Consider the following 12,278-nt stretch of genomic DNA (forward strand, 5'->3'; position numbering starts at 1 on the left):
CAGGCGCCTTCGCTTGAAACCGTCCACATGAGTAAGAGCTTCGGGTCGCTCAGGGCGCTTGACGACGTGTCGCTGCGCGTCGCCTCGGGATCGTTCCACGCGCTGCTGGGCGAGAACGGCGCGGGCAAATCGACGCTCGTCAAATGCATCATGGGGTTTTACCAGGCCGACGCCGGGCAGGTGCTGCTGGACGGGTGCGAGGCCTTGGTCCACAGCCCGCGCGACGCCCATGCGCTTGGGATCGGCATGGTCTATCAGCATTTCACCCTGGTGCCCTGCCTGACGGCGGCGGAAAACCTGGTGATCTCGCGCGCCGACGCGCCGATGGTGATCGACTGGAAAAAGGAACGGCAACAGCTCGAAGCCTTCATGGACGCGATGCCGTTCCGGGTGCGGCTCGACGCGCAGGTGTCCGAGCTGTCGGCGGGCGAAAAGCAGAAGCTGGAAATCCTCAAGCTGCTCTACCTCGATCAGCGCTTCCTGATCCTGGACGAACCGACCTCGGTGCTGACGCCCGCAGAGGCGGACGAGGTTCTGGGACTGCTGGGCGACATGGCGCATCGCGGCGAGGTGACGGTGCTGATGATTTCGCACAAGTTCCGCGAGGTGAAGACCTTCTGCGACAGCTTCACCGTGCTGCGGCGCGGGCGGTTCGCGGGCAGCGGCAGCGCGCAGGCGGTGAGCGTGTCTGACCTCAGCCAGATGATGATCGGCGATGCGGGGCTGCGCCCGCCCGCCACCCGGACGCAGGCGCCGCCCAAGGGCCCCGCGCTGCATCTGGACAAGCTGTCGGCAAGCGATGCGGAAGGCCGACGGGTGGTGTCGGACGTCACCCTGACCGTCAATGCAGGCGAAATCGTTGGTATCGCGGGGGTGTCCGGCAATGGGCAGAGCGCCTTGATCGAGCTGCTGTCCGGTCAGCGCAAGATCGACGCCGGGCAGATCACCATCAACGGCGAAGACTTCCAGCCGACACGGCGCAATTTCGACCGCTTCAAGGTCTTCGGCCTGCCCGAGGAACCGTTGCGGAACGCAGTAGTGCCGCGCATGACGGTGGCCGAAAACATCGCCTTCCGCAGCTTCGACAAGCCGCCCGCCGCAAACCGTCTGGGGCTGTTGTCGCCCGCCCGGATACGCCAGCGCGGTGCCGATCTGATCGCGCGGTTCAACGTCCATACCAGTTCGCCCGACGCGCCGATCGAAACGCTATCAGGCGGCAATGTCCAACGCGCCGTCCTGGCCCGCGAACTGTCGGGCGAGGTGGAAGTTCTGATCGTCGCCAACCCCTGTTTCGGGCTCGATTTCGCCTCTGTCTCGGATATCCGCCGCCAGATCATGGAGGCCCGCAACCGCGGCGCGGCGGTGCTGCTGGTCAGCGAGGACCTGGACGAGATTTTCGAACTGGCGGACCGGATCGCGGTGATGTCGGAGGGCAGGATCACCTATCTCGCCCCGGCGGCGGAAACCGATGCCATCGAAGTCGGCAAACACGTCGCCGGTCAGCACGGGTAGCGCAAGCAGAGGTAAGAAATATCGCCGAACTCGCGGTATTGCAGGCGCGTTTGCTTCGGGCCGCTCTGTAACGTTGGCTGCGAGGGCGGCAACCATCGTTTCCCGGTTGGCCGCTGAGGCGGCGGATCGAAAAGATGATCAAGATTCCCCCGATCAGCGCTCAATCTCGGGCGACCGCTCGGCAATATCCGGCAAGGCTTCCCATCCTATCCCGGCCTCCCGCAACATGATTTCCGAGACGGCGAAACTGTGATCCAGCGCCCCGTCAAACGACGGTCTGGGCGGCGAACAGACCCTTGATATGCCGCTTTGGATGATCGCCCTGGCGCAATCGGCGCAGGGAAACCGGTTCACGTAGAAGGTGCAGCCCGCAACGGACACCCCCATGCGGACGGCGTTGTAGATCGCATTGCGTTCGGCATGTTCGAACCAGAAGAATTTTTCGCCACTCGGCCGGTCGAACCGTGCGTCATCCGACCCGGATATGCCGCGCGGCAGCCCGTTGTAGCCGCTCGAACGGATTTCCCGGCCGGGGCCGACGATGACCGCCCCGACCTGAAAATCCCGGTCTTCGCTCCAGCCCGCGATATGATCGCACAGCCCGAGGAAGCGCCGGTCCCATTCCGCCTGTTTCACGGGATCCATGGCATCAGCCCGCAAAGACATAAGAGGTCTTCACCGTGGTGTAGAATTCGGCGGCATAGCGCCCCTGTTCGCGCGGTCCGAAGGACGATCCTTTGCGGCCGCCAAACGGCACGTGGTAATCGACCCCGGCGGTGGGCAGGTTGACCATCACCATGCCCGCCTGCACCCGGCGCCGGAAATCCCGCGCCGCCCTGAGGCTGCTGGTGCAGATGCCCGCCGACAGGCCGAATTCGGTGTCGTTGGCCACCGCCAGCGCCTCGTCGAAATCCGCGACCCTGATGACGGACCCGCAGGGGCCGAAGATTTCCTCGCGGTTGATCCGCATCGCGTTGGTGGTGCCCAGGAACAGCGCCGGCGCCTGGTAGAATCCCTGTTGCGCCAGCTCCAGCCTGTCGCCGCCGATCACCTCCTGCGCCTCGTCGCGGGCAAGCGCCACGTAATCGAGGTTGGATTGCAGTTGCCTGCCATCCACCACCGGGCCGATCTGCGTCGCCGGGTCCAGCGCATCGCCCACCCTCAGCGCCCGCATCTGACGGGTCAGTTCCGCGACGAAGGCATCGTGAATGCCCTCGGTCACGATCAGCCGTGACGAAGCGGTGCAGCGCTGGCCTGTGCTGAAAAAGGTCCCGTTCAGGCAGGCGGGCACCGCGACCGAAAGGTCGGCATCGTCCAGCACCACCATCGGGTTCTTGCCACCCATTTCCAGCTGCACCTTCTTGCGCAGCCGCCCGCAGGTTTCGGCAATATGCCCGCCAGTGGCGGCCGATCCGGTGAAGGACACGGCGTCGATGCCCGGATGGGTCACGATCGCCTCGCCCACGGCCGACCCGCGCCCCATCACCAGGTTGAACACCCCGGCGGGGCAGCCGCTGTCGTGCAGGATTTCGGCGATCACATGGGCGCAGCCCGGGGTCAGTTCCGCCGGTTTCATCACCACGCAATTGCCATAAGCCAGCGCCGGGGCGATTTTCCAGGCCGGGATGGCGATGGGGAAATTCCACGGCGTGATAAGCCCGACGACGCCGACCGGTTCGCGGGTGATCTCGACATCGATATCGGGCCGCACGGAGGGGGTGAGGTCCCCGGTCTGGCGCAGCGCCTCGCCCGCGAAGAACTTGAACACCTGCGCCGCACGCATGGTTTCTCCGATGCCTTCGGCCAGCGTCTTGCCTTCCTCGCGCGACAGCAGGCGGCCGATTTCTTCCGCCCGCTCGGCCAGGGCGCGGCCGGTCTTTTCCAGCAGGTCGTGACGCGCCTGCGGCGTGGCGGCGGCCCAACCGGCGCGGGCGGCCTGCGCGGCGGCGACGGCATCGTCCACCGCAGCGGCGTCGCCGTGGGTATAAAGACCGATGACGTCGGTGATGTCGGACGGGTTGCGGTTTTCCTGATAGTTGCCGTGGCTCACCCATTGTCCGGCGATCAGGTTGTCATGCTTTTTCACGTGATATTCCTCATGAGGTTTTCTGTTCCCGCGCGGGCGCGGGAAGATCGATTGTTGCAAGCGCGTCCCGCGCCCCGGGCGGCAGCGGCAGGAAGGGCGGCAGCACGTTGTCCCAAACCGGGTCCGCGCTGCGCCGCATCACCATGTGCTTGACCGCCGGGATCAGCGGCTGGGCCGACACCGCCTGACGAATGGCGCTGACGGTTTGCAGCAGGTCCGCATCCGGTGCCTCGCGCCCCTCCCACAGTGCGCCGCACAAAGGCGCGCTGACATTCGCCGTCGCCGAAATGCACCCGGCGAAGCCCGATACTGCCGCTTCGGCCAGCGCCGCCTCGTTGCTGGGGAAGACCCGCAGGTCCGGCAGGCTGGCCACGAGCGACCGGCAATAGCCAAGATCGCCCGAACTGTCCTTGATGCCGCGAAACCGGTCCGGGTGGGCGCGGTGCAGCGCCTCGATCACCGGCGCCGGAATCGGGAAGCCGGTCATCTGCGGGTAGTTATAGAAATAGACCGCGATCCGACGGGGGCCGAGCGCCCGGTGCAGCGCCCCGTACCAGGCGATCAGCCCCTGTTCCGAGGGCGGAGTGTAATAATAGGGCGGCAGCACCAGCGCCACGGGATAGCCCAGATCGTCGGCATGGGCGGTCAGCGCGACGGTTTCCGCCAGCGACGGCGTCCCGGTGCCCACCATCAGCCGCCCGGTGTCCAACCCCTCGGCGGCCCAGCTCATGACCTGCCGCCGGGTGGCGGTGTCCAGCGAATTCGCCTCGCCGGTCGAGCCGAGAATATTGAGCCCGTCACAGCCATTTTCCAGCGCCCAGCGGCAATGTTCCAGGAAAGCCCCCCGCTGCGGGCGGCCAGTATCGTCGACCGGGGTCGGAACGGCGGCAATCACACCTTGCATCATGGTCTCCTTATCGTGTCGGGCGGGGTGCGCGGCGGCAGCGCGGCGATCGGTTCGGGGTCCTTCAACCGGGTCATGCCGCGCGACCAGCCGCCGGGTTCGGACAGGCTGCCGTCGGGGGCAAGAAAGGCTTCGGCGTTCAACCGGGTGAATTCGGCATCCGCCCCGGTGAGCTCATCGGCATAGCGGATCGCATCGACCGGGCAGATCGATTCACACATGCCGCATTCGATGCATTCGACGGGATGGATGTAGAACATCCGCCCCCCTTCGTAGATGCAATCAACCGGGCAGGACGTGGTACAGATCCCGTCCTTCACGTCGATGCAGTCGCCCTTGATCACCAGCGTCATGTCGCGTCACTTCCCGCGCCAGACCGGCGCGCGTTTGTCGCGGAAGGCGGCGACGCCTTCCTCGCTGTCCTCGGACACCAGCGCCGCGATCAGCTCGGGCGTCTTCAGCGCCCGTGCTTCCGGCGCGCTCAGGTGGCCGGTGCTACGGATCGTCCGCTTGATCGCCCGCAGCGACAGCGGCGCGCAGGAGAGGATGTCATTCACCCAAGCCTCGACCTCGGCATCGAGCCGGTCGCCGGGCACCACCGCGTTCGCCAGCCCGTACTGCGCCGCCTCCGCCGCGCCCATCATCCGGCCGGTCATCATCAGCCCGGCCGCGATGTTGCGCGGGATCAGCCGTTGCAGCGCCACCATGCCGCCATCGAGCGGCAGGCGGCCGACCTTCGCCTCGGGCAGGCCGAAGCGGGCGTGTTCGGCCGCGATGACGATATCGCAGCCCAGCACCATTTCCATGCCGCCGCCAAGCGCCAGCCCGTTGACCCGGGCGATCACCGGCACGGTCAGGCTTTGCCTGAGAGCGATGCCGCCAAACCCGTTGTCGTTAAGATCCGCCCAGTAATCGATTCCGCGCTTACCGCTGTCCGATTTCAGGTCGGCCCCGGCGCAGAAGGCCTTGTCGCCTGCCCCGGTCAGCACGACGCAGCGAATGTCAGCATCCCCCTCGATCTCGCTCCAGATCGCTTCGAGCGCCCGGTCGGTCGCCTGATCGACCGCGTTCATCCGGTCGGGTCGGTCGATGGTGACCCGGGCAACATGGCCGTCCTTGACGAAGTCGACGCTCATTCCGCCGCCCTCCGGCCGCCCGGGGTCAGCCCGAATTCCGCCACCACCTCTTCGGTATGTTCGCCCAGTTTCGGCGGCAGGTGGCGCAGGGTGACCGACGCGCGGTTCAGATGTACCGGCGATCCCACCAGCTGCAACGTACCGTGGAAGGGATGATCCACCTCCAGCAGCATCTGGTTGATCGCGGTCTGCGGATCGTCAAGCGCCTCGCCCAAGGCGCGCACCGGCGCGCACAGAAGGTCCTGCGCCTCCAGCCGTTCCAGCCAATGGGCGGTGGTGTTGGTGGCGATCACCTTGCGGAAGGTGTCCTGCAGGAAGGGTTTGTTGGCCCGCTGGCTGGCAAGGGTCGGGTAGTCCGGCGACAGGTCCCCGATTTCCAGCGCGGCGCAGATATCCTGCAACGGGTTGGCCTTGAAGGCGCCGACGATGACCACCGCGCCGTCGGTGGTGTCGAACACCCCCGTCAGCGGCATCGCGGCCCAGTTCAGCACCTCGCGATGTGCGTTCCACTGCGCCGCCTCCTGCATTTGCATCGCGATCATCGAGTCGTAGAGCGACACCTCGACCCGCTGCGCCTCGCCGGTTTTTTCGCGTGCCAGAAGCGCCGCGAGGATGCCCTGCACCAGGTGCATCCCGGCGGTGTAATCGCACAAGGTCGTCGGATAGATCGATTTCGGGATCGAAGGATCCTGGGTCTTTTCCATCACCCCGCTCATCGCCTGGGCCAGCACGTCCTGCCCGCCCTTGTGGGCATAGGGCCCCACCGCGCCGAACCCGGTGCCCGAGGCGCAGATGATGCGCGGGTTGATGGCTTTCAACTGCTCAAAGCCAAAACCCAGACGGTCCATCACCCCGGCCCGGAAGTTGTCGACCACCACGTCGGCCTGGCGCACCAGATCATAGACCATCTGCTTACCCGCCTCGGACTTGGTGTCGATGGTCACCGAGCGCTTGTTGCGGTTGAGCGAGGCGAAGACCACGTTGTTCATCGCCTTCTCGTCGGGTTCGCCGAAGAAGTTGCGCGAAAGGTCCCCGGCGCCGGGGCGTTCGATCTTGATCACGTCGGCGCCGAAATCGCCCAGCATCTGGGTGGCGCAGGGGCCAAGCATGACCTGGGTGAAATCGATCACCCGGATTCCGTCGAGGGGCAGCGTTGCCTGTGTCATTCCTTCAGTCTCCTTCAACCCGCAGGGGCTTCTTCTGCGATCAGGGCGTTGGCCGAAGGCACGTCGCCCGGATCGGCGCCCTGGGCGCGCATCTGTTTCTGGATCGCCTGGACGTCCACGTCGCGCAGCGCGCAATCGCCCTGCAGCGCCAGCGACACCGCGACGCCCGACGCTTCGCCCTGCGCCATGCAGGGCGGGATTTCGCGCGACATCTTCTGCGCCTCGCTTTCGGACGAATAGTGCCGCCCCGCGACGATCAGGTTGTCCACGCCCTTGGGCAGCAGCGCCCGGTAGGGGGTGTAGTAATCGCGGCCACGGCAGACGCTGTCGGCGAAATGCCGGCGCTTTTTCACATCCTCCTTGGTGACAACGTATTCACCCTGCAGCAGGCGGGTCTGGCGCACGCCCATCTGTTCCGCCGCGCCCAGCATCTTGGCGTTTTCGAAGCCGGGGATGTTTTCGCGGGCGAATGCCAGCAGCTTCATCATCCTCTCACGGCCCTCGTATTCGGCGGCCACCATGTCTTCGGGCGACAACCCGTCGTAACCGGGCATATGCGGGCAGTTGCACCAGACGATGCCGGGCAGCGGGGTCTTCAACCACCACATGCCCCAGGCGCCGCCGATCACCCGCCGCGCCTGGCGGTCGAGCTGCTTGTAGGCCTCGGGATTGGCGTATTCGAAGGCTTCGGCCCTGTCCGTGTCCACATCGCAAAGCCGGAACACGGTGGTGACGATATACTGGCCGTCGATGAAGCTGGCCCCGGCGGAGCTGGCGACGTCAAGATCGCCGGTGGCGTCGATCACCATCCTGGCGCGGACCGCCTGACGGCCCAGCTTGGTCTGGCAGATCACGCCGCTGACCTTGCCGCCCTCGATCAGCGCCTCGGAGAACCACGAATGCAGCCGCAGGTTCACTCCCGCCTCTTTCACCAAGTCGAGACTGACCCGCTTCCAGGCGTCGGGGTCGAAGGCGACCGCGTGGATGATCGGCTGCGGCATCCCGGTCTTGTGGAAATCGATGCAGCCCCAGCGGGACCATTTCTGCCACATCTCCCAGTTGGTCAGGCAATCCTCGGGCGGCGGGAAAACGGCGCCGTCCTGCGCCGCCATCCGGTCGACGAATTCGCTGACGATGCCGGTGGTGACGACCTCGTTGCCGTCGTTGACCATGTCGTCGAGCACCAGAACCATGCCGCCCGACGCCATGCCGCCCAGATGGTGATAGCGTTCGAGCAGGGTCACCGAACACCCGTTGCGGGCGGCCGAGACCGCGGCGCTGAGCCCCGCCGGACCGGCACCGACCACCACCACATCTGTGTCGGCGACCACCGGGATCTGCTCGGCCCGCGAAACGACATGGTCTTTGATTTGCGCTGTCATTGGACAAACTCCTTCTGGCGCGCCAAGGCGACCTGGCGCTAAATAATTGAAATTTTTGCGTTTCAGGCTACCAGCGGACCACCAGGCGCTCGACGATCGAAACCGTTGCGAACATCAGGACAGACAGCCCCGAGGACAAAAACACCGTGGCGTAGAGAAGCGCCGAGCGGAAATTGAAGGTCGCGTCGATGATCAGCGCCCCCAGCCCCCGGTCGGCCCCGACCCATTCCCCCACGATGGCGCCGATGACGCAGGTGGTGGCGGCGATCTTCAGCGCCGAGAACAGGTAAGGCAGCGACGACGGCAGCCGGATTTTCCAGAACACCTCGGCCTTCGACGCGGACAGAATCCGCGCCAGTTCCAGCGCCTGCGGGCTGACCGATTGCAGGCCCCGCACCATGTTGACCAGCGTCGGGAAGAAACAGATCAGCGCGGCGATCACCACCTTGGCGGTCAGCCCGGCACCGAAGATCAGCACCAGGATCGGCGCGATGGCGAGGATCGGGATCGTGTTGACGAAGACCGCGATGGGGAAAAACGCCCGTTCGACCACCCGGTTATGCACGAAGGCGACGGCGATCAGAACGGCGGCCAGGTTGCCCACCGCGAAGCCCAGCAGGCTTTCATACAGCGTCGGCCAGAAATTCTGCATCAGCAGCGGGAATTCCTGCACCAAGGTCACGGCAACGTCGCTGGGTGCGGGGGCGATGTAGTTCGGAACGCCGAAGACGCGCACCCCGATCTGCCAGCAGGCCAGCAGGGCGGCGGCGGTGCCCAGCGGCACCGCGACGGCGTTGATCTTGCGGCGGGTCGCCTCGGCGCGTTCGGTGTCTTGTGCGCTTTGGGCGGGGATATCGTCGATGACAGCCATCAGCAGGTCTCCAGCAGTTCGCGCAGATAGGCGGCATAGCGCATGAATTCGGGCGTCTCGCGCTGCTTGATCGCGCGCGGGAACGGCAGGTCGATTTCCACTACTTCGCGCAGGCGGCCGGGATGAGCCTGCAGCATCAGCACCTTCTGGCCGAGGAACACCGCCTCAGGGATCGAGTGGGTGACGAAAAGGATCGTCGTCCCGGTTTCTTCCCAGATCTGCAGCAGTTGCAGGTTCAGGTGGTCTCGGGTCATTTCGTCCAGCGCGCCGAAGGGTTCGTCCATCAGCAGCAGCCTGGGCTGGCAGACCAGCGCCCGGGCGATCGCCACGCGCTGGCGCATCCCGCCCGACAATTCGTGCGGCAGCGCGTCCTCGCGCCCCTTGAGCCCGACCAGTTCCAGCAATTCGCGCGGGCTGCGGTCGCTGGTCTTGATCTCGATGCCGCGCTTGCGGCCGATCTCCAACGGCAGTTCGACATTCTGCAGCGCGCTGCGCCAGGGCAGCAGGGTCGCATCCTGGAAGACGAAGGCGAATTCACGCGCCAGCCGCGCTTCCTCGGTCGACTTGCCGAAGATTTCAACCTCGCCCGATGCGGCCGGGATCAGGTCGGACACCAGCCGCAGCATGGTCGACTTACCGCAGCCGGAGGGGCCGAGGATGGTGTAGAAGGCGCCCGCCTCGATCTCCAGCGACAGGTCCTGGATCGCGGTGAAGGTGCCGAAGCGTACCGAGGCGTTGCGCAGGATGGCGGCGGCGGGCGCGTGGCCCGCCTCCGGCGCAGGTGTGGTGAGGGGCTGAACCAGGGTCATCGGGTCAGCCATAGACCGGGCGTTCGGCGGCGGTGCGTTCCAGCACGTCCAGCGTCATCACGTCATCGACCTTGGGCGCGCCCTTGGCGAATTGGCCAAGCGCGTCATAGGTATCGATCTGGGTCTGCCAGTTTTCGCGGGTCATCACGCCCCAGCCGGATTTGGCGGTATTTTCGTTGAACGAATAGGCAATCGCCATGCCCACCGCCTTCATTTCGCTGTCGCGGTTCATGTTGGGGAAGCGTTCGACCAGGATGTCGACAGCCTGTTCGGGGTTTTCGTGCACCCAGCCCCAGCCGCGCGCGATCGCCCGGATCATCGCGGTGACCTGTTCGGGATGGTCCGCCATCGTCTGGTCGGTCACGTAATAGGGGTTGGCATAAAGCTGCACGCCCGCATCCCACAGAGTCATGTCGACCCGCCCCTCGCCCAGCACGCTGAGCGCGTTGACATTGGTCTTCCAGCCGGTGACCACATCCACCTGGCCGGTCAGCAGCGGGTTCATATCGCTGCCCATGACGCTGACCTCGACCTGATCCTCGGTGATGCCGTTCTTGGCCAGCAGCGCGCGCAGCAGGATGCGTGCGGTGCCGTTGGTGGCGACCTTCTTGCCGATCAGATCCTGCGGAGTGCGCACCGGGTTCCGGTCCAGCGAGAAATAGGTGAACGGGTGCTGCTGATACCCGGCGGCGATGCATTTCACCGGAATTCCAGCCGAACGCGCCAGCATCAGCGACGGGCTGGAGGAAATCGAGCCCAGATTGGCCCGGCCCGAGGCCACCGATGCGACGCCGTCGATATTGGGCCCGCCCGGCACGATGTCCAGCTCTAGCCCTTCTTCGGCGAAATAGCCCAGCTTGTCGGCGGCCACTTCGCCAAGGATGCCGTTGGAGGCCAGCCAGCCCAGTTGCAGCGTCACCTTGAAGGTGCCCGCGCCCAGAACCGGGGTAACGCCGGCCAGCGTGCCGGCGCCGGCAAGCCCAAGCCCAGCGCCCAGCGTTTTCAGCATGGACCGGCGATTCATGGGATTCTCAAATCCGTGTGTCATTTCCGTACTCTCCTGTCGAACGAGTGTCGTTATCTGTTGGGGGGTGTGCCCTGTTCTGCGTGGGCAGCTTCATTGACTTTATGCGCCGTGCGAGTGATGCATAAAGGATCAAATGCTGCGCACAGTGATGCATTTTTTGCATCGCCCAATTCGACCGCAGAAAGGACCGCACATGCACTCGATCTTCCTGCGCTATTTCGACGAGGTCGCCCGCCACGGTTCGATCCGCAAGGCCGCCGCGGTGCTGAATGTTTCCTCGACCTCGGTCAATCGCAAGATCAACAGCACCGAGGACCGGCTGGGCGTGCGCCTGTTCGACCGGACGCCCGACGGGGTGGAATTGACCTCGATCGGCAGTATCGTTCTGGAACATTGCCGCCGCACCCTGCACGATTACGAACGCACCAAGGTCTTGATCGACGAAATGCGCGATCTCAGGACCGGGCATATCCATATAGACGCGGTGGACAGCATCGCCTTCAGCATCATGCCGCAGGTGCTCGAAACCTTCCAAAAGACCTATCCGGAGATTTCCATCGCGCTGAAAGTATCGCCGCCCGCCGACGTGATGGAAGCGGTGGCGACGGGGGCCGCGAATGTTGGGATCGGCTTCACCCACGAACCGCACCCCGAAGTACGGGTGGTGTCCGAAAAGGCGGCCCCGATCGGGATCATCCTCAAGCCCGACCATCCTCTCGCCGAGCGCCCCAGCGTGACCATCGAGGACATCATCGGCTACCGGCTGGTGCGGACCATCGACGCGCGCGGCCGCACGTCGCTTGTCGACCAGGTGATCTCGACGCTGGCCTCGCCGCTGACCACGCATGTCTTTACCGACAACCTGTTCATCGCCAAGCAGATGATCCTGAACGGCACCGGGATCGGCCTTTACACCAAAATCGGCTTTCTCGACGAGGTGCAGGCCGGATCGCTGAAATTCATTCCGTTGATGGACAAACTGCTGAGCGATGTGCGGATCGGCATCCTGATCCCGGCCAGTTCCGGCATCGATCCGGCCAAACGGCTGATCTGCGATATTGTCGAAAGGGCGCTGAAACCGATCCAGCTGGTGTCATGAACGACCAGCGGCCAGTCGCTCTGAGTCACACCAGTGCCTGAGGCGCAGATTCATCGGCACTTTGAAAGTTCGAACTACTTGGGCGGCCCTGCGTCAAGCGGATCAATGGCTCCTGAGCGAGGTCCCGGTCGAAGAAATGGGGACCGTGGCAGACCTTCACCCTCGTGGGGAATCCGCCACTTCGTGAAATTTGAATAACATATTTCACTTTGAAGTCTATTGTGGATACAATTTCACAAACTTTCGCCGAATCTGCCCCTTACTCACGCCTGCACACACTTCAGGA

The 12,278-nt window shown here is 64.8% G+C and carries 12 protein-coding genes; 2 read left to right on the forward strand and 10 right to left on the reverse strand.

Features of this window, described 5'->3' with window-relative positions:
- Window positions 1-27: 27 nt before the first annotated feature.
- Entirely contained in the window at window positions 28-1,512 is a 1,485-nt protein-coding gene (locus GR167_RS13705; RefSeq protein ID WP_235915958.1) for an ABC transporter ATP-binding protein, read from the forward strand.
- 153 nt (window positions 1,513-1,665) lie between these two features.
- On the opposite strand, the gene GR167_RS13710 is transcribed toward GR167_RS13705, so the two are convergent.
- The 10 genes from GR167_RS13710 to GR167_RS13755 form a co-directional block, all read right to left on the reverse strand.
- Complete coding sequence (locus GR167_RS13710) at window positions 1,666-2,157, reverse strand: deoxycytidylate deaminase (protein WP_160974267.1); 492 nt, start codon at window positions 2,155-2,157, stop codon at window positions 1,666-1,668.
- A gap of 4 nt (window positions 2,158-2,161) precedes the next feature.
- Window positions 2,162-3,598, reverse strand: a complete 1,437-nt coding sequence (locus GR167_RS13715; protein WP_160974268.1) for an aldehyde dehydrogenase family protein — start codon at window positions 3,596-3,598, stop codon at window positions 2,162-2,164.
- 10 nt (window positions 3,599-3,608) lie between these two features.
- Window positions 3,609-4,502 (reverse strand): dihydrodipicolinate synthase family protein, encoded by an 894-nt coding sequence (locus GR167_RS13720; RefSeq protein ID WP_160974269.1) that lies wholly within the window; start codon window positions 4,500-4,502, stop codon window positions 3,609-3,611.
- Entirely contained in the window at window positions 4,502-4,855 is a 354-nt protein-coding gene (locus tag GR167_RS13725; protein WP_160974270.1) for a ferredoxin family protein, read from the reverse strand. Before GR167_RS13725 ends, GR167_RS13720 begins: the two co-directional genes overlap by 1 nt.
- Window positions 4,856-4,861: 6 nt before the next feature.
- On the reverse strand, window positions 4,862-5,638 hold the full coding sequence (locus GR167_RS13730; protein WP_160974271.1) for an enoyl-CoA hydratase-related protein: 777 nt from the start codon (window positions 5,636-5,638) through the stop codon (window positions 4,862-4,864).
- Complete coding sequence (locus tag GR167_RS13735; RefSeq protein ID WP_160974272.1) at window positions 5,635-6,804, reverse strand: CaiB/BaiF CoA transferase family protein; 1,170 nt, start codon at window positions 6,802-6,804, stop codon at window positions 5,635-5,637. Before GR167_RS13735 ends, GR167_RS13730 begins: the two co-directional genes overlap by 4 nt.
- Window positions 6,805-6,818: 14 nt before the next feature.
- Window positions 6,819-8,186: an FAD-dependent oxidoreductase gene (locus GR167_RS13740; RefSeq protein ID WP_160974273.1), complete on the reverse strand. Its 1,368-nt coding sequence runs from the start codon at window positions 8,184-8,186 to the stop codon at window positions 6,819-6,821.
- A gap of 67 nt (window positions 8,187-8,253) precedes the next feature.
- On the reverse strand, window positions 8,254-9,057 hold the full coding sequence (locus tag GR167_RS13745) for an ABC transporter permease (protein ID WP_160974274.1): 804 nt from the start codon (window positions 9,055-9,057) through the stop codon (window positions 8,254-8,256).
- On the reverse strand, window positions 9,057-9,878 hold the full coding sequence (locus GR167_RS13750; protein WP_160974275.1) for an ABC transporter ATP-binding protein: 822 nt from the start codon (window positions 9,876-9,878) through the stop codon (window positions 9,057-9,059). Before GR167_RS13750 ends, GR167_RS13745 begins: the two co-directional genes overlap by 1 nt.
- Window positions 9,871-10,890 carry an ABC transporter substrate-binding protein gene (locus GR167_RS13755; RefSeq protein ID WP_235915959.1) on the reverse strand — a complete coding sequence of 340 codons (1,020 nt, stop codon included), beginning with the start codon at window positions 10,888-10,890 and terminating at the stop codon, window positions 9,871-9,873. The genes GR167_RS13750 and GR167_RS13755 overlap by 8 nt, the downstream gene beginning before the upstream one ends.
- Window positions 10,891-11,086: 196 nt before the next feature.
- On the opposite strand from GR167_RS13755, the gene GR167_RS13760 reads away from it, so the two are divergent.
- On the forward strand, window positions 11,087-11,992 hold the full coding sequence (locus GR167_RS13760; protein ID WP_160974277.1) for a LysR family transcriptional regulator: 906 nt from the start codon (window positions 11,087-11,089) through the stop codon (window positions 11,990-11,992).
- Window positions 11,993-12,278 lie beyond the last annotated feature (286 nt).

The organism is Thalassovita mangrovi (assembly GCF_009857745.1).
Lineage (GTDB): Bacteria > Pseudomonadota > Alphaproteobacteria > Rhodobacterales > Rhodobacteraceae > Thalassobius > Thalassobius mangrovi.

Coding starts and splice junctions, on each gene's coding strand:
- GR167_RS13760 (WP_160974277.1), top strand. CDS start 11,087: ATGCACTCGATCTTCCTGCGCTATTTCGACGAGGTCGCCCGCCACGGT.
- GR167_RS13750 (WP_160974275.1), bottom strand. CDS start 9,878: ATGGCTGACCCGATGACCCTGGTTCAGCCCCTCACCACACCTGCGCCG.
- GR167_RS13735 (WP_160974272.1), bottom strand. CDS start 6,804: ATGACACAGGCAACGCTGCCCCTCGACGGAATCCGGGTGATCGATTTC.
- GR167_RS13705 (WP_235915958.1), top strand. CDS start 28: ATGAGTAAGAGCTTCGGGTCGCTCAGGGCGCTTGACGACGTGTCGCTG.
- GR167_RS13755 (WP_235915959.1), bottom strand. CDS start 10,890: ATGAATCGCCGGTCCATGCTGAAAACGCTGGGCGCTGGGCTTGGGCTT.
- GR167_RS13710 (WP_160974267.1), bottom strand. CDS start 2,157: ATGGATCCCGTGAAACAGGCGGAATGGGACCGGCGCTTCCTCGGGCTG.
- GR167_RS13740 (WP_160974273.1), bottom strand. CDS start 8,186: ATGACAGCGCAAATCAAAGACCATGTCGTTTCGCGGGCCGAGCAGATC.
- GR167_RS13745 (WP_160974274.1), bottom strand. CDS start 9,057: ATGGCTGTCATCGACGATATCCCCGCCCAAAGCGCACAAGACACCGAA.
- GR167_RS13720 (WP_160974269.1), bottom strand. CDS start 4,502: ATGCAAGGTGTGATTGCCGCCGTTCCGACCCCGGTCGACGATACTGGC.
- GR167_RS13730 (WP_160974271.1), bottom strand. CDS start 5,638: ATGAGCGTCGACTTCGTCAAGGACGGCCATGTTGCCCGGGTCACCATC.
- GR167_RS13725 (WP_160974270.1), bottom strand. CDS start 4,855: ATGACGCTGGTGATCAAGGGCGACTGCATCGACGTGAAGGACGGGATC.